This window comes from Corynebacterium sp. HMSC063A05 (assembly GCF_001809695.1).
In the GTDB taxonomy this organism is placed as follows: domain Bacteria; phylum Actinomycetota; class Actinomycetes; order Mycobacteriales; family Mycobacteriaceae; genus Corynebacterium; species Corynebacterium amycolatum.
On the sequence record NZ_KV798506.1, the window covers coordinates 39,082 to 57,659 of the forward strand.

Annotated in this window: 14 protein-coding genes; 7 read left to right on the top strand and 7 right to left on the bottom strand. The window is 60.5% G+C overall.

The genetic code is table 11. The features are described from left to right. Window positions 1-13: 13 nt before the first annotated feature. Together HMPREF2651_RS08185 and recR are read left to right on the top strand one after the other, a co-directional pair. Window positions 14-337: a YbaB/EbfC family nucleoid-associated protein gene (locus HMPREF2651_RS08185; RefSeq protein WP_048759222.1), complete on the top strand. Its 324-nt coding sequence runs from the start codon at window positions 14-16 to the stop codon at window positions 335-337. A 37-nt stretch (window positions 338-374) separates the two neighbouring features. After that, window positions 375-1,001 carry a recombination mediator RecR gene (recR, locus tag HMPREF2651_RS08190; RefSeq protein WP_016421873.1) on the top strand — a complete coding sequence of 209 codons (627 nt, stop codon included), beginning with the start codon at window positions 375-377 and terminating at the stop codon, window positions 999-1,001. Between the two features lie 56 nt (window positions 1,002-1,057). Here the strand turns inward: recR and HMPREF2651_RS08195 are convergent, their stop codons facing one another. Genes HMPREF2651_RS08195 through HMPREF2651_RS08205 form a run of 3 tightly spaced genes read right to left on the bottom strand, consistent with a single transcriptional unit; the run spans window position 1,058 to window position 4,522 of the window. Next, window positions 1,058-1,870, bottom strand: coding sequence for a type 1 glutamine amidotransferase (locus tag HMPREF2651_RS08195; protein ID WP_049181432.1), 813 nt, complete (start codon window positions 1,868-1,870; stop codon window positions 1,058-1,060). Continuing rightward, window positions 1,871-3,220: a MurT ligase domain-containing protein gene (locus HMPREF2651_RS08200; protein WP_038627359.1), complete on the bottom strand. Its 1,350-nt coding sequence runs from the start codon at window positions 3,218-3,220 to the stop codon at window positions 1,871-1,873. A 60-nt stretch (window positions 3,221-3,280) separates the two neighbouring features. After that, a complete protein-coding gene (locus tag HMPREF2651_RS08205) occupies window positions 3,281-4,522 on the bottom strand; it encodes an exonuclease domain-containing protein (RefSeq protein WP_053088412.1) in 1,242 nt (413 codons plus the stop codon). A 283-nt stretch (window positions 4,523-4,805) separates the two neighbouring features. Here HMPREF2651_RS08205 and HMPREF2651_RS08210 point away from each other — a divergent pair, with 283 nt between their 5' ends. Next, a complete protein-coding gene (locus HMPREF2651_RS08210) occupies window positions 4,806-5,849 on the top strand; it encodes a hypothetical protein (RefSeq protein ID WP_049181436.1) in 1,044 nt (347 codons plus the stop codon). A 202-nt stretch (window positions 5,850-6,051) separates the two neighbouring features. Here the strand turns inward: HMPREF2651_RS08210 and leuA are convergent, their stop codons facing one another. Further along, window positions 6,052-7,869, bottom strand: coding sequence for a 2-isopropylmalate synthase (gene leuA / locus HMPREF2651_RS08215; RefSeq protein WP_049181438.1), 1,818 nt, complete (start codon window positions 7,867-7,869; stop codon window positions 6,052-6,054). A 402-nt stretch (window positions 7,870-8,271) separates the two neighbouring features. Between leuA and HMPREF2651_RS08220 the strand changes: the two genes are divergently transcribed. Both HMPREF2651_RS08220 and HMPREF2651_RS08225 read left to right on the top strand, forming a co-directional pair. Then, complete coding sequence (locus tag HMPREF2651_RS08220; protein WP_065422985.1) at window positions 8,272-10,905, top strand: YhgE/Pip domain-containing protein; 2,634 nt, start codon at window positions 8,272-8,274, stop codon at window positions 10,903-10,905. After that, window positions 10,905-13,220, top strand: coding sequence for a YhgE/Pip domain-containing protein (locus tag HMPREF2651_RS08225; protein ID WP_049181440.1), 2,316 nt, complete (start codon window positions 10,905-10,907; stop codon window positions 13,218-13,220). The genes HMPREF2651_RS08220 and HMPREF2651_RS08225 overlap by 1 nt, the downstream gene beginning before the upstream one ends. A 6-nt stretch (window positions 13,221-13,226) precedes the next feature. On the opposite strand, the gene HMPREF2651_RS08230 is transcribed toward HMPREF2651_RS08225, so the two are convergent. Together HMPREF2651_RS08230 and HMPREF2651_RS08235 are read right to left on the bottom strand one after the other, a co-directional pair. Beyond that, window positions 13,227-14,240: a class C sortase gene (locus tag HMPREF2651_RS08230; RefSeq protein ID WP_049181441.1), complete on the bottom strand. Its 1,014-nt coding sequence runs from the start codon at window positions 14,238-14,240 to the stop codon at window positions 13,227-13,229. A 158-nt stretch (window positions 14,241-14,398) separates the two neighbouring features. After that, entirely contained in the window at window positions 14,399-15,478 is a 1,080-nt protein-coding gene (locus HMPREF2651_RS08235; protein ID WP_224786687.1) for a DMT family transporter, read from the bottom strand. A gap of 557 nt (window positions 15,479-16,035) precedes the next feature. On the opposite strand from HMPREF2651_RS08235, the gene HMPREF2651_RS08240 reads away from it, so the two are divergent. Together HMPREF2651_RS08240 and HMPREF2651_RS08245 are read left to right on the top strand one after the other, a co-directional pair. Then, the gene (locus tag HMPREF2651_RS08240; RefSeq protein ID WP_038627371.1) at window positions 16,036-17,301 is read left to right on the top strand and encodes an aspartate kinase; all 1,266 of its coding nucleotides are present in this window, start codon (window positions 16,036-16,038) and stop codon (window positions 17,299-17,301) included. 9 nt (window positions 17,302-17,310) lie between these two features. Then, complete coding sequence (locus HMPREF2651_RS08245; protein ID WP_038627372.1) at window positions 17,311-18,351, top strand: aspartate-semialdehyde dehydrogenase; 1,041 nt, start codon at window positions 17,311-17,313, stop codon at window positions 18,349-18,351. 81 nt (window positions 18,352-18,432) lie between these two features. Here HMPREF2651_RS08245 and HMPREF2651_RS08250 read toward each other — a convergent pair. Then, a partial coding sequence (locus HMPREF2651_RS08250) for an IS3 family transposase (RefSeq protein WP_141746490.1) occupies window positions 18,433-18,578 on the bottom strand: 146 nt, incomplete at its 5' end.

The window sequence follows — 18,578 nt, forward strand, 5'->3', positions numbered from 1 at the left end:
AGGAACTTTAGTTATGACTCAGCCAGATATGAACGCAATTCTGCAGCAGGCACAGCAGATGCAGGCGCAGCTGCAGGCAGCGCAGCAGGAAATCGTCGCCTCCACCATCGTCGGTGAGGCTGGCGGTGGCCTGGTCAAGGTGACTATGCAGGGCTCGGGTGAGGTCACGGACATCGCCATTGACCCGAAGGTCGTTGACCCGGAGGACGTGGATGGTCTGCAGGACCTGGTCCTCGGCGCTTTCCAGGATGCCACCGCTAAGGTGCAGTCGCTGGCGGAGCAGAAGATGGGTCCGCTGTCTCAGGGTTTCGACGGTCTCGGCGGCCTCGGTTTCTAAATTAGCTTTTCAGACCAGTATTTGTAGGTAATTATCATTGTTCGAAGGACCACTCCAAGATCTCATTGATGAGTTCTCGCGCCTGCCGGGCATCGGCCCGAAGTCAGCTCAGCGTATCGCTTTCTACCTGATGAAGGCGGAGCCGGAGGACATCGGCCGGCTCCAATCCGCGCTGGGGCGGGTGCGCGAGGGTGTGCAATTCTGCCGGGTCTGCGGCAACATCTCGGAAAGCGACGTGTGTCAGTACTGCTCGGACACACGCCGCGACCGTGGTCTGGTGTGCGTCGTTGAAGAGGCGCGCGATATCCAGGCCATCGAGCGCACGGGGGAGTACAACGGTCGCTACCATGTGCTCGGCGGGGCGCTCGATCCGCTCGGCGGCATCGGCCCGAACGAGCTCAATATCCGCACGCTGCTGCAACGTATCGCCGGCGTGCTTGACGACGTCGACGAGACCCAACCCCCCGAGATTCACGAGGTCATCATCGCGACTGACCCCAACACCGAGGGCGAAGCGACCGCGACCTATTTGGCCCGGCTGCTCCGGGACTTCCCGGATCTCGAGGTCACTCGATTGGCCTCCGGCATGCCGCTCGGCGGTGACTTGGAGTTCGTCGATGAACTCACCTTGTCCCGCGCGCTGACGGGCCGGCTGAAGGTCTAGGCCCGCCAACCGGCCGCTGACCAGTCAGCTCGGCCGGTCGCGCGAAACCACAAAAACTAGCGCTCGCTCTTCGGACGCGGCTTGGACAAAATGCGCTCTTCGCGCAGCTTATCCACAACCTCGATGTCCAGCGGAGCCAAGCTCGACAGGTCCTGGTCGGTCGCGCGGGCCAGCAGCAGATCAGCCAGCTGCGGATTGCGGGCCAACACAGGTCCGTGCAGGTAGGTGCAGATAATCGAGCCCTGAACCGCGCCCTCGGCGCCACCGGCGGGGTTAAGTGCAGAAACGTCCACTCCCGGAGCAATTCCGGAGTCCGCCTGCTCCACTTCCGGGCCGGAGTTGCCCACGCCACGGACAACCCGACCAAGCGGCTCCGCATCGGCTCCCAGGGTCGTGCGACCCATGTGGTTTTCGAAGCCGGTCAGGGGGCTGGCGTCGACGTCGTCAAGCAAACCGTTCGTGGAATCGACGAGCGTGCAGATTTCGCCGATTGCGCGCGTGGGCAGCGAATCGGTGGTGCAGTCGACAAGGCCGAGACCTGCGACGTCGCGTCCGCCCGCGCGGAAGGAATTGCCGAAGATTTGGAAGCCCGCGCAAATCGCGAGGATTTGCTTGCCGGCATCGGCTGCCTTCTTGATGCCGCCGTCGTTAATCAGGTGCTCCACCGCGATGGTCTGCGCGACGTCCTCGCCGCCACCGACGGTGTAAATGTCCAGGTTGGTGGGTACGGAATCGCCCAGCTTAATCGGGACGATCTCGGCGTCAATCCCACGCATCCGCGCGCGTTGCCGCAGCACCAGCGCATTTCCATCATCGCCGTAGGTGCCCAGCACGTCCGGGAGGATCAGACCGATAGATAGCTCGCTCATTTACTTTTCCTCCTGTGCTCGTTCGATGTCGCGCTTCAGATCGCGGAAGGCGGTGTAGTTCGCCAGCACCTCAACTCGGGTGACGCTTGACGACGACCCCCGCGCCTCACACGACCGGATCGCCTGCAGCGGATTTGCGACCAACCTCGCATCAATGCCCGCATACAGCAACCGCACCGCGAGGTCAGTTCCGCGTTCGCCCGCGGATAACACATCCATGCCGTCGAAGTCCTCGAAGCGGACATCCCACAGCCAGGACAGGTCCTCGCCGTCAGCGACGTGACCGTTGACCGCGATGACCACTGCATCCGCAGTGCGGTCGACCATGGACAGCGCCTCTTGCCAGCCGGCCGGGTTCTTGGCCAGCAGCATGCGCACGTGCTTCTCGGCGCCCTTGTCATCTCGCACAATCATGGTGGAGTAGCGGCCCGCGACGTTGTCGACGGTTTCGGTGGCGCGGAGGGATTTCTCCAGGTCCGCACCCATATCGACAGCGCCCGCGATCGCCAAGGTGGCGTTGCCACGGTTGGCGTTACCCGGCAGCGTGAGGTTCATGGGAAGGGTGTCGCCAGCAGGCGTGATGACGCCCTCGGCTGTGATGCGGTAGTCCGGCTCTGGGCGTTTGAACTCCGAGCCATCCGGGAGTGGCTTCACGGCATACCAGTTGTGCCCGTCCTGGATGATGGGGCCGCCGGTGCGCGGGGAAGAGGTGGCATCGTTGGTCCAGCCACCGCCCGCGGAGACCCAAATAACCTTCTTGGCATCCCATGCAGCCGACGCGATGAGTGGGTCGTCGCAGTTGGCGATGACCGTCGCCTGCGGGTTAGCGTCCACCGCAGCGCGGAGTGTGGCCTCAATCTTGTTAATCTCGCCGACGCGGTCGAGCTGGTCGCGGGACAGGTTCAGCAGCACCAGGACCTGTGGTTTCAGATCCTCTGCGATGTGCGGGACGTGCAGCTCATCGACCTCCAAGACCAGGCTGTCCGCATCGGGAGTGGCGAGCAGCGCGGAGATAATACCCGCGTCCATGTTGTCGCCGCCTTCGTTGGTGGCCACGTTGTGGCCAGCGGCGCGCATGGCGGCCGCGAACATGCGGGTGGTGGTGGACTTGCCGTTGGTGCCAGTGATGATCGCGGCCGGCCGTCCCTTGCCGAGGGAGGCCAGAATGCGCGGGTCAATCTTCTGCGCAATCAGGCCACCGATCATGCCGCCCGCGCCGCGGCCGGACTTCCGGGAGGCCCAGGTGGCGGCGTGAGCGGCGGCAGTCGCAAACCGAGCACGCAGGCTCGGGGAGCTTGCGCGATCGCGACGGTGGTCACTTACGCCGTTATGTGAAGTGCCTTCTTTCATAACTGTGTATTTTACTGTGAATAATTCGTAGAACGAATGCGCTGGCGACAAGCCCTAGCCCTACTTCTCCATCTCTCCGACCAGCCGCAAAAATGCCTCATCGGAAACAATCGGAATGTCCTTCCGGTGGGCATGCATGGCCTTGCCAGTCAGTTGATCCGGCGTCACATCCGCAGGCCGGTTACACACCAGCACCGACGACTCTCGCGTGACCTTCTCCGAGTACGCCAGCCCAGCCCGCACGCCCGCCGCAATCAAATCATCCGGGTCCAGCGACACCTCTGGTGCCACGACGAACTCCATGCCCGCAGCGAGCTTCCGCCCTGGTGTATAGCGGCCGGGGTTCTCCACGGGGCGCGGCGCCTCCATCGCGTCGACACGCACTGCCGAGCGCTGCAGGCCCACAATGTCCTCGCGCAGCTGGTCGGGCGTGTACATGTTCAGGGTTGCGCCCTCGTCCAATCCACCCTGTGCGCGGAACAGCGCAAGCGTAGTGGTGACATCATCCAACGTCCGCACCCGCTCTGGCACCGAGATGCCAGCAATCGACGCCTCGGGCGAAGGCACATCGAGGCCGTAGGCGCGCGCGACGGCGCGCAGGCGTGCGTCGTCAAGCCGTTTGCCCTGGCGGCGCGCCGTTTCCAACGTATCGGCGATCCGTGCGGGCGCCGGAATCCGCGCAACGCGAGTGCGCGTACGACGACGCCCCCGCTTATTCCGCGCGGACCGTTCACGATTCGCTTGACGACGGGCCCTCTTGGCCTCGGCAACTATAAAACCCCAGACCAACGGTGCATTATGAGCAACCAGCGTGCGCCCATCGAGCGCGTGCGCGAGCTTGGCCTGGATCACCCCGAACTTCGGGGCTCCCTCGAAGTCCGCGGGCTCGAGGCCGTGAAGGTGTGTCGGGCCGGGATCTTCTGTGGGATCGATGACGACATGCCAGGTGTCCACGATGTTGCCGCTGCCGTCGGCGGTAGACACTCCCAGGCTGACCAGCCGAGACGTCTTGGGATGGATGCCCGTGGCCTGGATAGACACGATTGCGTAAGGAGCTTCCTCCGCCGACGAGAACTGTTTGTGCTCGTCAGCGGCCTTTGTCGCGGCGGTCTCGGCTGTGGTCGGGGTGGTTGCGGTTGCGGCCGGCGTGGCTGCGTCCGTTGTGGTGGAAGCCGGTGCAGTTGGTGGTGTTTTGGCGCCCGCTCCCGACGCGCGTTGAGAACGGCGACGATTCCGTCGCCGCCTCTTCGTCTGAGAAGAGGCCCCAGTCGCTTTGCGCTCCTCGCGCGCCGATTCAGTCATGCCTCAAGACTAGCGGGTGCTCTCACCCACGGAGAAAGTGACCAGGTTTATGGCACTTTAAGCAAAAACTTTGCGACGATACTGCTATAAACCTGGTCAGTAACTTGGGTGCCCAATCGGAAGGGTCGTTGGGCACGGTCACATGGGTCCCATAAACCACGTAAACCACACACTTCCCAAAGTTTCTCCCCCGGTAGGGTGCCCAGCGGAAAAGGATGGAACCGGGAGGGTGCTTTTCGCGCCTTATTAAATAAGGAGCACATTAACCACGGGGCGGGGAGAAGTGAGCAATAAGAAACGCAAGCAACTGGTGGCGGACCAGTATGGAATCATTAGGCCGGAGAACCAGCCGGGGGACGGGTACCGCGAGGTCGCAAGGCAAGCGCGGGCCGGTTATCTGGAGCGGCTTTGCCGAGGCCACTATGTAGTCGCACACTCGTGGGAGGGACTCCACCGCGAAAAACGCCTGGCTATTACTGCGTTGGCGGTGGTCTCCGAGACGTCGTCAGGCGTTATTTCGGGAGCTGCAGCGCTGGCCTTGCATGGCTCGTGGGTGCTGGTGCGCGACGCGAAGATCGTGGTCGTGGGTGGGAGCCAGAAGTTCCACGGCATCGACTATTGTATGCGCCTGCGGTCGGAGATCCATCTGGATCACACGCAGGGGCTCGCGGACCGGCGGGTGGCGGTGCTCGCGCGTGCGGCTTTCGATGAGTGTCGGGTCCGACTCAGACAGAAGGGGAAGGAATCCGTGTCGTGGCGGGCGGCGGTGTTGGCCGTCGAAGGTGCGCTGCGGCATGGCGTCACGCGTGATCAGCTCGCGGAGATGCCAGCGCATTATCCTAGCTTGCGGGGTCAGGAGCTGTTTCACCGTGCGTCTGCGGTCTGTCATGGTCGCTGCGAAACGCCCGGTGAGGCTCTGACCAAAGCGGCGCTTCTCGAGCTCGGCCTGAAATTCCACGAACAAGCCGAGATTTGGACCCGCGGAACCAGCCACACGGCGCCGCATTTTCTTGCCCGAGTGGATTTTTACGTCCCCGACCTGCTGCTTGTGGTGGAGTTCGACGGCCACATCAAGTATTCGGCGAGCGAGGCCGCACCGACGCCCGCGGCCCAGTCCGAGCTGCTCACGCGGGAGACCTATCGTGAGCGTTCGCTGCGCGCAACGGGGCTTGATGTCGCGCGGGTGGTGTGGAACGAGGTGGAATCGTCGCATGCAGTTCGCTTATCGACGCTCCGTTCAATCCTCATCGAGCGCGAACGCGTCATAGCCGCAGGTGGGGTCACCTTCCGTGCGGATGTGCGCAATGCCGGTCCGTTGATTGGGTAGTTGGGGTGTTGGGTCAGGCCGTTAGATAGTTGGATAGCTGGGCCGCTGGATAGTTTGCCCCAAAAAGAAACTGACCAGGTTTATAGCAGATTCGGCCTCAAATTCGGGCCGGAAGCGCAATAAACTTGGTCAGTAACTCTGTGGAGCGGAAGGTTGTAGAGCTGAGCCCCAACTCCACAGCCAGCTTCCAGCGCGACAGGCCTTAAGCCAGTGCGCGGTTGACCGCGCTGGTGACTGCCTTCAGCGATGCGTAGGTGATGGAACCAGCGATGCCGGAGCCCCAGACCTTGGTGCCGTTGACATCTGCGAGGACGTAGGCCGCAGCCTCGGCATCGTCACCTGCGGTGCGAGCGTGCTGGACATACTCCTGAACGTCGACGTTGATGCCGAGCTTCTCCAGGGCGTTGGCGTAAGCGGCCAGCGGGCCGTTGCCGACCCCCTCGACGGTCTGCTCTTTACCCTCGTAGACGATGTGAGCCTTGATCTTGGTGGCATCCGACTCGTTCTGAGGGGCATCGACAGTCAGGGCGATCTGCTCGAGCGGAGCCTCGCGGTCCAGGTACTCACCTGCGAAGATGTCCCAAATCGCCTTGGAGTTGACCTCGCCGCCCTCGGCGTCGGTGACTGCCTGCACGACGGAGGAGAACTCAACCTGCATGGAGCGCGGCAGGTTCATGCCGTGGTCCGTCTTCATGATGTAGGCCACGCCGCCCTTACCGGACTGGGAGTTCACGCGAATAACGGCCTCGTAAGAACGACCAACGTCCTTCGGGTCGATGGGCAGGTAGGGAACCTCCCAGGTCACCGCGCGCAGGTCCTCGTCGGAAAGCTCCTTGACGGCAGCGCCCGGGCGGACCTTGTCTGCCATTGCGTCGAGGCCCTTGTTCACGGCGTCCTGGTGGGAACCGGAGAAAGCGGTGAAGACCAGGTCGCCGCCGTACGGATGGCGTTCCGGAACGCGCAGCTGGTTGCAGTACTCGACGGTGCGGCGGATCAGGTCGATGTCGGAGAAATCAATCTGCGGGTCGACCCCCTGGGTCAGCATGTTCAGGCCCAGGGTGACCAGGCAGACGTTACCGGTGCGCTCGCCGTTGCCGAAGAGGCAGCCCTCGATGCGGTCGGCGCCGGCCATGTAGCCCAGCTCGGCGGTGGCGATGCCGGTACCGCGGTCGTTGTGCGGGTGCAGCGACAGAATGATGGAGTCGCGGCGGTTGAGGTTGCGGTGCATCCACTCGATGGAGTCTGCGTAGACGTTCGGAGTGATCATCTCCACGGTCGACGGCAGGTTGATGATGATTGGGTTCTCCGGTGTCGGGTCGATGACATCAACCACGGCGTCGACAACTTCCTTGGCGTACTCAACCTCGGTGCCGGTGTAGGACTCCGGCGAGTACTCCCAACGCCAGTTGGTGTCCGGGTAGTCCTTCGCGATGGTCTTAATCAGCTCTGCGGCGTCGGTGGCAATCTTCTTGATTGCGTCTTTGTCCTTACGGAACACAACATCGCGCTGCAGGATCGAGGTGGAGTTGTAGAAGTGAACGATGACGTTCTTAGCGCCGGCACATGCCTCGAAGGTGCGGCGAATCAGGTGCTCGCGAGCCTGAACCAGAACCTGGATGGTGACGTCGTCCGGGATCATGTTCTTCTCAATGATCTCGCGCACGAAGTTGTAGTCGGTCTGGGAAGCGGACGGGAATCCGACCTCAATTTCCTTGTAGCCCATCTGGACCAGCAGCTCGAACATGCGGCGCTTGCGCTCCGGGCTCATTGGGTCAATCAGCGCCTGGTTACCATCGCGCAGGTCGACGGCACACCAAACCGGTGCCTTAGTAATGCGCTTGTCCGGCCAGGTGCGGTCCTTCAGCTGGAAGTCCTGAACTTCCTGGTCGTAAGGCAGGTAGCGGTTGGTTGCCATCTGGGAGTTGCGCTGCTTATTCCAAGCAGGCTGTCCTTCCGGAATCTTGCCAGCAGGAGTGGAGATTACAGAAGGAGCGGAAATAAAAGCGTCGGAAGGAGACATGTTGTGGGCCTTTCTAATTCGGACTTTTCTTGTAGGCCGGCACAACTAACCCCGCGACGGGGAGCCGGCCTTAAACCCAAGCCCCGCCGCGGCATAGAAGCAGTAGTCCGCGTTGCATGTGATGTACCTTACCCCGTTGGTTATATGAATTTCATCATTCGGGGGTTTTAGTGGGGGAAATATGCGCGGGTTTCTGTGCCGTAAGAGTTACGTGCCATAAGGGGTGAACGGCGTTGTCGACGGCTCCCAGTCAACCACCCCGCCCAGTCCGCCTGCTCACTCCACCCAGTGCGCCCACTCACCCCGCCCAGCTCAGTCATCCACTCAACTCATCCCGCCCAGCGATAGTTCTAAAACTAGTACCAATGTATTTAGCGGGGTAAAGATGATAGCGTCCTAAAGGTGCAAACTAGCTGGTCTATTCTGAAGCGAGACTTGCGCCGTCTCCGCAATAGCCCAAGAGTGTGGGTGATCATCATCGGCGTGATGATTACCCCTGCCTTGTATTCCTGGTTCAACATCCCGGGCTTCTGGGATCCGTACGAGCACACCGAGAACATCGGCGTGGCAATTGTGAATGAGGACAAGGGCGCGAGTTCCTCGGTTACCGGAAGTCTCAATATCGGTAACCAGGTGGTCAAACAACTAAAAGAAAATCATGAACTGGGCTGGCAGTTCCCCGATGCCGAGAAGGCAGACCGAGATCTAAAGCGCGGCAAGGTCTATGCCGAAATCACCATTCCGCCGAATTTCTCGCAGGAAATGGTCGATCTAATCCAAGGGCAGGGGCATCCAGCAAAACTGACCTACCGCGCTAACCAGAAGATCAACGCAATCTCGCCGCACATCACGGCGCAGGGCGCGTCCGGCATTGATGGTCAGATCTCCGCTTCCTTTAATAAGGAGATCGCGAAGGCGGTCACCGAGCAGGTCAAGGAAGCTGGCGGTCTGCTGCAAGGTCGGTTCGATGCGGCCCGTCTTAATTCCGCTGATGCTTTCCAGGATGTCGCTGATGCGGTTGCCAATAGCCGCGATGAAGTCGGCGCTATCCAGGAGCAGATTGGCGATCTGCAGCCGACGATTGCGCAGATTAAGAAGACTCTTGGCAGCGTAGATACGGCCCTCGACGATGCCCAGGATGCGTTGACGCAGGTGCAGGCGATTACTGGTGAGCTCAACAACGAGGTCCTGAATTTCTCCGCGGATCTCAACGATGCCTACCTGCAGGGCAGTACCGCCCTGGTAGAGGGCACCGGCAATGCCAACGCCGCGATCGGCGCGATGACTGGCAATCTGCAGGGCGCAATTTCCCGTTCGGATTCCGCGACGGCTGCGGCGGAGGACATCGTCAAGCAGGCGGATCAGGTCATTGGTGGGCTGAATTCCCTGTTGGATGCCAGCCCGCTCAACGGCCCGGATAAGCAGGCAATCCAGCGCACCATCGATGCGCTCGACGAGAGCAACGCCACCAATAAAGAGCTGGTGGAGGGCCTGAAGAACGTCTCCGGCTCGGCGCAGGGAACTCTCGACTCCCTCAACGCCACCAGCGAGGCATTGGCGCAGGCCACCAAGGACGGCAAGGCCGCCTCGGATCAGATCCGCGAGGCGTCCCAGGACGCGCTCCCGCAGTTGAGCAGGGCGCTTAATCAGCTCAACGCGCGCGTGGGCTCGTACGCGGCGGCGCTCGGCGCGCAAAAGGACACCGTCCGGGAAACGTCCGCGCTTCTCGACGCTACGAGTGGGCAGCTTTCCGCTGCGACTCAGGTCCTCGAGAGTTTCAAGGCTGACCTTGATGGCGTACGCGATGGTCTGGAAACCGCGCGTCTCGATGTTCTTACCCTGGGTACCACCGAAGAGCGCGAAGCCATGAACATGGTCAATGACCTCGACCCCGAGGGAATTTCGCAGTTCCTGAGCGATCCGGCCGAGATCCAGACTGAGGCCGTGTTCCCGGTGGATCACTACGGCTCGGGTATGGCGGCGCTGTTTACCAACCTGTCGTTGTGGATTGGCGCGTTCATCCTGATTGTGATTTTCCGCGTGGAAGTTGATGCGGAAGGTTTCAAGGAAATCACGGTCGGCCAGGCGTACATGGGCCGTACCTTGCTGCTGGGCATCATCGCTATTTTCCAGGCGCTGATTGTCTCCATCGGTGACATTGTCATTGGTGTGCAGAATGTCAGCGCGGTTGCGTTCGTCCTCACCTGTGTCGTGGTGGAGTTGTGTTATCTCGCCATTATTTACAGTATGGTGGCGGCATTTGGGCACGTGGGACGCGGTATCGCCGTGGTGCTCGCGTTTATTCAAATCCCTGGTGCCGCCGGTCTCTATCCAATTGAGATGACACCGGACTTCTTCCAGGCACTGAATCCGTTCTTGCCGTTGACCTACGGTATTGATGCTCTCCGCGAGACAATTGGTGGTTTCTACTCCAATTACTACCTGAAGAACATGCTCACCCTAATGGTCATGGCAGTGATCGCCTACGTGGTCGGCTACTGGCTGCGCCGCAGCTTGTCCTCGGTCAACGTCTTGGTTAACCACCAGCTTGAAGAGGGCGGTCTGGTCAACAACGAAGAAGTCCATCTGGTCGGTAGTGGGTACAAGCTCAGTGACCTGGTCTTCGCGCTGCGCAACCGCGAGGAGTACCAGACGCGAGTCGATGAGCGGATGGAGAACCTGCGTGGCAGCTACACGCTGTTCATGCGCATTGCCATTGGTGTCGCAGTGGTCGCCCTGGTGATACTGGGTATTCTGGCCCGCAACTACCCGGATCAGAAGGCCCTGTTCTTCGGTCTAGCCTGCCTGTTCGTACTGCTCTGCCTCGCTTACATCGCGGTGCGCGAGTACGTCAAGCAGTCTGTGATTCACGCCCAGGAGCTCAGCGAGCTGTCGGAGGAAGAGCTGCGCGCCTACATGGAGCACCAGACTTCCCATCCGCATGCGTACTCGTTGGAAAATGCTGGCGATACGTTTGAGCCACAGACGAAGGTGTCGTCGGCAAGCGTGAAGACTTCCCCAGAAGGTGAAGCCTAATGAGAAACGTTCTTGAAATTGTGCGGAACGACTTTCGGGTGATCCGCCAGAACACGATGACCGGCATCATGGTTTTCGGTCTGGTGCTGATTCCGCTGCTGTTCACCTGCTTTAACGTGCTGGCCAGCTGGGAGCCGTTTGAGAACACCGAAAAGCTGAAGATTGCGGTCGCCAGTAATGACCGCGGTCATCGCACGGATATCGGTGCGATTGACCTCAACTTGGGCAATGAGGTGCTGTCGAAGCTGAGCCGTAATCACGACATTGACTGGCGGATTACGGATTCCAATGACGCCATCGATGGCACCAAGTCCGGTGACTACTACGCGGCAATCGTGCTTCCGGAGAACTTCAGTACCGAACTGATGACCTTCTACGTCCGCGGTACCAAGGCGCCGAAGCTGACGCTCTATACGAATGAGAAGAAGAACGCGCTGTCGTCGATCATTACGGGCAAGGGCGCGAGTGGCGTTATTCAGGAGATCGATAAGAACTTCACGCAGGTCGTCGCCAGCGTTGGTTTGGGCGCAATCACCTCGCTGGATGAGTACCTGGACACCTCCGACTCCAAGCAGGCGCTGACGCGCGTGCAAAACCGCGTTGATGACACCGCCGCGCGACTGCGCTCTGGCGCGCAGACTGCTCGTTCGCTGTCCACGCTGGTGGAGACCACCGTGCCGCTGGTGGAGACCGCGGATTCCATCTTGGAAAACGCTGGTGCGCGGATGGATATTCTGCGCAACGGTTCCGGTGACGGCAACGTCGCCGGCGATCTGGAGGCCGCGGTCGGCAATGTTCGCGGCTCGGTTAGCACGGCGCTCGGCGCAACGCAGGCGAGCTATGAAGGCGTGCGCGATCGGGTCAACGAGCTTGTCGACGGCAGCCAGGCCACCAGCGGCGCTGCCGCGGATACCTTTGATGCGATGGCGGCCAAGTTCGGCCAGCAGGCCGATGGTCTGACTGCGATGCGCGACCACCTGGAAGACACTGTTGGGGCAGTGGTTCCGGGTATCGCGAAGCCGGGCTATGACCATGCAATCTCCGACTTGAACACCTCGATCGCTCGCACCCGTGGGCTGCAGGAGAGTTTCTCTGCCGTGGCAGCGGATTTGCGTGGTGGTCGGGATACGGGATCGTCGATAAGCCAGGCGAAGGACGCTTTCACGGCTGCGATTGCCGCTGTGGAAAATGCCAAGAACTCCTACGAGCAGAACCTGCGTCCGCAAATCGACGCGCTGTCGGAGCCGGTGTCGCGACTGAGCAATGACATCGAGGTCATTGGCGAGGACATTCGTGGCATCCGCGGTACGCTTTCTGGCTCGCCGGTGGATACGCTGCGTAGGACCAGCGCTGCCACGATGGGCTTGAGCAACCGCTTTGATGATCTGGCCGCTCGTTTCGACGAGATCCACAACGCGCTGGAAGAGGCGAAGGACACCGGTGATCTCTCGCGCATTGCCGCGGCCATCGGTGACGACCCCAGTGCCCTGGCAGCGCAGTTGGCCGCGCCGGTGCAGGTCGAGGAAGACCCCGTCTTCCCAGTCAAGAGCTTCGGTGCGGGCATGGCGCCGTTCTATGCGACGCTCGCACTGTGGATCGGTGCGCTGCTGTCGTCGGTGCTGATTCGCACCACGGTGCGTAGCCGCGGCGCTCAGAAGGTCGGCGATGAGGTCGGTGCTGATGAGGTCGAGGCCGCGGTCGATGAGGCGCAGAGCGATGCAGCCGCTGAGGTCGGCGATGATGCTGACGCCGAGGCCGTCGAGCCCAGCGACCAGCAAATTAACGCTGCCCAGACCGATGACTACACCCGCGTCGAGAAGTACTTCGGCCGGTTCGCCACCTTCGCCACCGTTGGCTTGGTTCAGGCCACGCTGATGGTGTTGGGACTCCAGGTGTACGTGGACGTCGATCCCGCACACCGATTCCTGATGCTGCTGGCCGGCTGGATGATCTCGCTGGTGTTCATGATGATCGTCTTCTCGTTCGTCTTCACCTTCGACAACGCCGGCAAGGCCATCTGCGTGCTGTTGCTGGTGATGCAGGTCTCGGCCGCAGGTGGCGCGTATCCGCTGCCTCTGGTGCCACAGTGGGTCCAGAACATTAGCCCGTGGCTGCCGGGTACCTACGCGATTGACATGTTCCGCAGCTCCATCGCCGGTATTTACGAGGCCGACTACTGGAAGCTGATGTTCATGTTGGCGCTGTTCATCATCCCGTCGCTGATCCTGGCACTGGGCCTCCAGCGCATCTTTGAAAAGGGAATCAACGGCATCAAGGACGCAATCGGGGAGACGAAGGTGATGGCCACCTCGTAAGGGGGCCTAATCCTCCGCCTCGTCGCTCTCGCGCTCGGCCTCCGGTTCGCCCTTGCCATCGCGCGAGAGCTTCCGCAGCCACCAAATCAGCAGCGCAATGATCACCGCCGCTGCCGCCAGGATGGCCCACATCCACCACTGCCACTGCGAACCGCTGCCGTCAAACACGGATTCCTCGTCAGGATCCATTGGCACCTGGTGCCCCGTCACCAGCAGGCGGTGCGTGTTAATGCCGTAAGGCGTGCACGTAATCAACGTGATCAGGTCTTCTCCGGGGACGCGTCGTAAAGCATCGGTTTCATCCGGCTTTACGACGGCTACGTCGTGGACCTCATACTTCAACTTGTGACCTGCGACTGCGATGTAGAACGCGTCGCCCTTTTTGACCTTGTCGAGGTTGTCCCACAGCGTCGCATTTTGCAGACCCGTATGCGCCGACAGCGACGCGTGACGACCTTCACCCTCGCCCACGCCGCCGACCGGGAAGTCGGTGCCGTAGAGGTGACCGACACCGCGTGAAAGCGACTTTTCCGAAGTGCCGTGGAAAATGGGCAGGTCAGAGTTGATGGACGGGATGACGATGCGGCCGAGCGCGTCGGTCTCGCCAAGCACGTCGAGGTAGTGGCGATAGCGCTGGTACTCCGGGGAAGACTCGTCATCGGAGGTGGTCCAGGCATCGCCCGGATTGACCTCGCCGAGGCTGGCGTTGTACTCGTGGGCCTCGTTCCAGGCGGTGTCCAAGACCTCAGGAGGAGCGGATTTCTCCAGCTTGGAGTACTCATCTGCGGCGCGGGCCTGCAGGAAGTTATTCCACTGCGTTGCGACAACCGGGTACAGCAGCACTCCCAAACCACCAATGATCAGCAGCAAGGCGATGATGGTGTTCGAATTGAGCTTCTTGCCCTTTTGGGGCTTTGCTTTGGTGTTGGTTGCGGCGCTGGCGTTGGTATCGTTTGCGCGTTCGGACTTCCGCTTAGATGTCGGTTTAGATGCCCGCTTGGAATGGGAATGACGCCCCATCGAATCCTACCTTTGGTGACATTGTGCATAGCGGCCACGGGGTCTTTCTCACCAGGGACAGTTCCCGGGCAGGGGATAGCCAGGCCGACAAATCGCTAACGACTTAATAAGTGCAAATACCAATGTAGGTGATGCGGCCCGGGAGAGTTGAACTCTACTTACTGCGCTGCGGCATCGGTGGAATCTGTGGTGGTGTTTGCGGTGTTTGCATCGGCTTTTGTGGTGCTTGGGGCGCTTGTGGAGGCTGTGGCGGTGGCTTCTGCCGGTCGAGCCGCCAGGGCAATAGTGGCAGAAATCATGGTCGCCAGTGCGATAAACAGCGCCACCCACTGCACACCAACTGCCTGGAAGCGTTCACCAAGAACGATGTATCCCAAGCTGAAGGCAACAATCGGCTCCACGACGGTCATAGCTGGCAGCGAAGCCTGCAACGGTCCCGCGTTAAAAGCCGCCTGCTGCAGGCCGACGCCAATAACTGCCAGTGCCACCAGCAGCCAGAGTTCCCAGGAGAGCAGGAGCTGGACGAGTCCGTCGTTGACATAGGTATCGACCACCGACTTAGACAGCAGCGCGACGAAGCCGTACAGCCAGCCGGTTGCCGTGCCGAGCAGCAGGGCCTTCGGGTTCTGGCGTAGCACTCCGCGCTGTTTCGTGTCTGAGGCGCTACCCGTGCCGGTGTCGGTGCTGGAGCGGTCTGCGATGGCTGGGCTGTCACTCGTGTTGGAGCCGCTACCTGCGTTGGAGCCGCTACCTGTGTTGGTATTGGGCCACTGAACTGCAGCGGCGTACAGTCCGCAGGTGACCACGCCACCGGCGGCAAGAGCCCATCCCCACAGGTAGGTGGGGACATCGGTGGAGCCCGCAGTCGGCTTGCCGAGCAACACCAGCGTCGCCACCGCAAAAGTAAGCGCCACGGACCAAATCATCTCTGACCGCGAAATCCGCCGACCATTGACCTTCGCCGCCAGCGGGAGCGTGAGCATCAGCTTCATGACCAACAACGGCTGCACCAGGAGCAACGTGCCAAATGCCAACGCCGCGACCTGAAATACATACCCGGCAATCGCCAGGCCCGAGCCCAACCACCAGCGCGGCAGTTTCAGGGTCTTCGCCACTCCGCGAAGTGTGCTGGTGCCCTCTTCCAGTGTTCCGGAGAGGTTGTGGCGGATGACGGTTCCCCACGCGATGCTGAGCGCGGACAGCAGTGCCAGTATCGCAGCGAGAAGGTCATTGTTCACGTAGGGAATGCTAGGCATGCAACACTTGTCATGTCCACTTCGCAGGGGTTGGGCGGGGCAGTGTTTGGTGCCCGCAGCGCCGTGGGGAGTCGCTGGCGGATTAGCTGGCCCGGCCAAGATGCTGGCGGATACCGGGAGTTCGGGAGTGACACTGACTGAGCCCGGAGTTCCTGGCACAGTACCGAGAGTTACTGACCTAGTTTATGTCAGTTTTGACAAGTTTCAGGGCCTATTTTTGTCATAAACTCAATCAGTTTCACATTTGCAGCCCGCTGGCAGTCCGCAGCCGCGCCCGATTCACACCCAACCCACAGCCCAAGCACCCCAAACACCCCAGCCGTCACACTCTCAACGCGCAGCCGCGCTCACCCCACGCCCAACCACGACCCCGCGCCCAAACACCCCACAAACCCCGCGCAACCCGCCCCAAAACCCCCACGCAACCCCCACAAGCTACGTTTTGGTAACCCACTATGTATTTACGAATGCAACTCAAGTAAATTGAGTCAATAATAGTTACGTGCATATAGTTGCCTAGTTTTTGGAGGTTGCCGACCATGGCACTGGTTGTGCAGAAGTACGGTGGTTCATCCCTGGAGAGCGCCGAACGCATTCGTCGTGTTGCAGAACGAATTGTGGAAACCAAAAAGCAGGGCAATGACGTCGTGGTTGTCTGCTCGGCAATGGGCGACACCACCGATGAGCTTCTGGACCTCGCTGAGCAGGTCAATCCGGTCCCGCCGGGACGCGAGATGGATATGCTCCTGACAGCCGGTGAGCGTATTTCCAATGCGCTGGTCGCTATGGCGATCGCGAGCTTCGGCGCCTCGGCTCGGTCTTTTACCGGTTCGCAGGCCGGCGTGATCACTACGGAACGCCACGGTAACGCCCGCATTGTCGAGGTCACTCCGGGGCGTGTCCGTGAGGCTCTCGATGAGGGCCATATTTGTCTGGTGGCCGGTTTCCAGGGCGTGAACCGCGAGACTAAGGACGTCACTACGCTGGGTCGTGGTGGCTCGGATACCACTGCGGTCGCTCTCGCGGCAGCTTTGGAGGCAGACGTCTGCGAGATTTACTCCGATGTGGATGGCGTGTACACAGCGGATCCGCGCATTGTGCCGAATGCACAGCGTTTGGACAACATTTCCTTCGAGGAGATGCTGGAGATGGCCGCGGTCGGCGCGAAGATTTTGCAGCTGCGAAGTGTCGAATACGCCCGCGCGTTTAACGTCCCGTTGCGTGTGCGTTCGTCGTATAGCAATGAACTTGGCACCCTTGTTGATGGATCGATGGAGGATATCCCTATGGAAGAAGCAGTGTTGACCGGTGTGGCGCATGACCGCTCCGAGGCGAAGGTGACCGTGCTGGGCATTCCGGATGATCCGGGCCAGGCGGCGAAGATGTTCCGTGCTGTTGCGGATGCGGAGATCAACATCGATATGGTGCTGCAGAACGTCTCTACCATCGCGGATAACCGCACTGACATTACTTTCACCTGCCCGCGCGAGGACGCTCCGAAGGCGATGGCGTTGCTGAAGAAGCTGCAGGCTGACAATGACTGGAACGATGTGCTTTACGACGATCACGTGGGCAAGGTCTCCTTGGTCGGTGCTGGCATGAAGTCCCACCCGGGCGTGACTGCGACGTTCTGTGAGGCGCTCGCTGATGAGGGTGTGAATATCGACCTGATTTCCACTTCGGAGATTCGTATCTCGGTGCTGGTTAATGACCAGGATGTCGATAAGTCTGTGAAGGCTTTGCACGACGCTTTCAATCTCGGTGGCGACACTGAGGCTGTTGTTTACGCTGGTACGGGACGTTAAGGAGTTCTTATGACCACGATTGCTGTTGTTGGTGCCACTGGCCAGGTTGGTCGTGTGATGCGCACCCTGTTGGCGGAGCGTAATTTCCCGGCCGATAAGGTTCGTTTCTTCGCTTCTGCTCGTAGTGCGGGCAAGGAGTTGGAGTTCCGCGGCGAGAAGATTGTTGTCGAGGATGTCGCGGCTACTTCTGACGAGGATTTGAAGGGCATTGATGTCGCGGTGTTTTCCGCTGGTGGCACGCTGTCGAAGGAGCAGGCTCCGCGTTTTGCGGCTGCTGGCGCTGTTGTTGTTGATAACTCGTCGGCGTGGCGTAAGGATCCGGAGGTCCCGTTGGTGGTCTCTGAGGTGAACCCGGATGCCTTGCAGGACATTCCGAAGGGCATTGTCGCTAATCCGAACTGCACCACGATGGCTGCGATGCCGGTGCTCAAGCCGCTTCACGACGAGGCCGGGTTGCAGCGTCTGCGTGTGTCCTCCTATCAGGCGGTCTCGGGTTCGGGCCTTGCTGGTGTGAATACTTTGGCTGGTCAAGTGCGCGAGAACATCGACAATCTGGAGAAGCTGACCACTGATGGTTCGGCTCTGGTTGCGGAGGACTTTGGTCCGTACGTCGCACCGATTGCTTTCAACGCGTTGCCGATGGCCGGCAACTTTGTTGATGACGGTTCGCTGGAGACCGATGAGGAGCAGAAGCTCCGTAATGAGTCCCGCAAGATTTTGTCTATCCCTGAGCTGGCTGTTGCTGGTACTTGTGTGCGTGTTCCGGTTTTCACTGGCCACACGCTGGTAATCCACGCTGAGTTTGAGAATGCTCTGTCGGTGGAGAAGGCAACTGAGTTGCTGGAGTCTGCGCCTGGTGTGAAGGTCGTCGACGTTCCGAATCCGCTCGCTGCCGCCGGTGTAGATGAGTCTCTGGTGGGTCGTATCCGCGTCGATCAGTCGGTTCCGGAGGGGCGTGGCCTGGTGCTGGTTGTCTCTGGCGACAATCTGCGTAAGGGTGCTGCTCTGAATACCATCCAGATTGCGGAGTTGTTGGTCGCTGACCAGTAGTTGAGCGCAGTACTTGAGAGCGCAAAAAGTTAAGCCTTGGCACTTAGTGAACTGGTCCCCGAAAGTTGGACTGGTTTAACTCTAGGCGGTTAGGGCTTCAAGGGTCTGATTCCGATATTGCATCGGGGTCAGGCCCTTGAGTCGTTGTTGGACGCGTTCGGTGTTGTACCACTGGATGTATTCGTCGATTACTTGGTTGAACTCTGCGACAGTGTCGAAGACTTCTC

Bases quoted from the DNA above. Each gene is read 5' to 3' on its own strand.
- leuA (WP_049181438.1), bottom strand. From the start codon at position 7,869: ATGTCTCCTTCCGACGCTTTTATTTCCGCTCCTTCTGTAATCTCCACT.
- HMPREF2651_RS08240 (WP_038627371.1), top strand. From the start codon at position 16,036: ATGGCACTGGTTGTGCAGAAGTACGGTGGTTCATCCCTGGAGAGCGCC.
- HMPREF2651_RS08195 (WP_049181432.1), bottom strand. From the start codon at position 1,870: ATGAGCGAGCTATCTATCGGTCTGATCCTCCCGGACGTGCTGGGCACC.
- HMPREF2651_RS08225 (WP_049181440.1), top strand. From the start codon at position 10,905: ATGAGAAACGTTCTTGAAATTGTGCGGAACGACTTTCGGGTGATCCGC.
- HMPREF2651_RS08230 (WP_049181441.1), bottom strand. From the start codon at position 14,240: ATGGGGCGTCATTCCCATTCCAAGCGGGCATCTAAACCGACATCTAAG.
- HMPREF2651_RS08245 (WP_038627372.1), top strand. From the start codon at position 17,311: ATGACCACGATTGCTGTTGTTGGTGCCACTGGCCAGGTTGGTCGTGTG.
- HMPREF2651_RS08185 (WP_048759222.1), top strand. From the start codon at position 14: ATGACTCAGCCAGATATGAACGCAATTCTGCAGCAGGCACAGCAGATG.
- HMPREF2651_RS08200 (WP_038627359.1), bottom strand. From the start codon at position 3,220: ATGAAAGAAGGCACTTCACATAACGGCGTAAGTGACCACCGTCGCGAT.
- HMPREF2651_RS08205 (WP_053088412.1), bottom strand. From the start codon at position 4,522: ATGACTGAATCGGCGCGCGAGGAGCGCAAAGCGACTGGGGCCTCTTCT.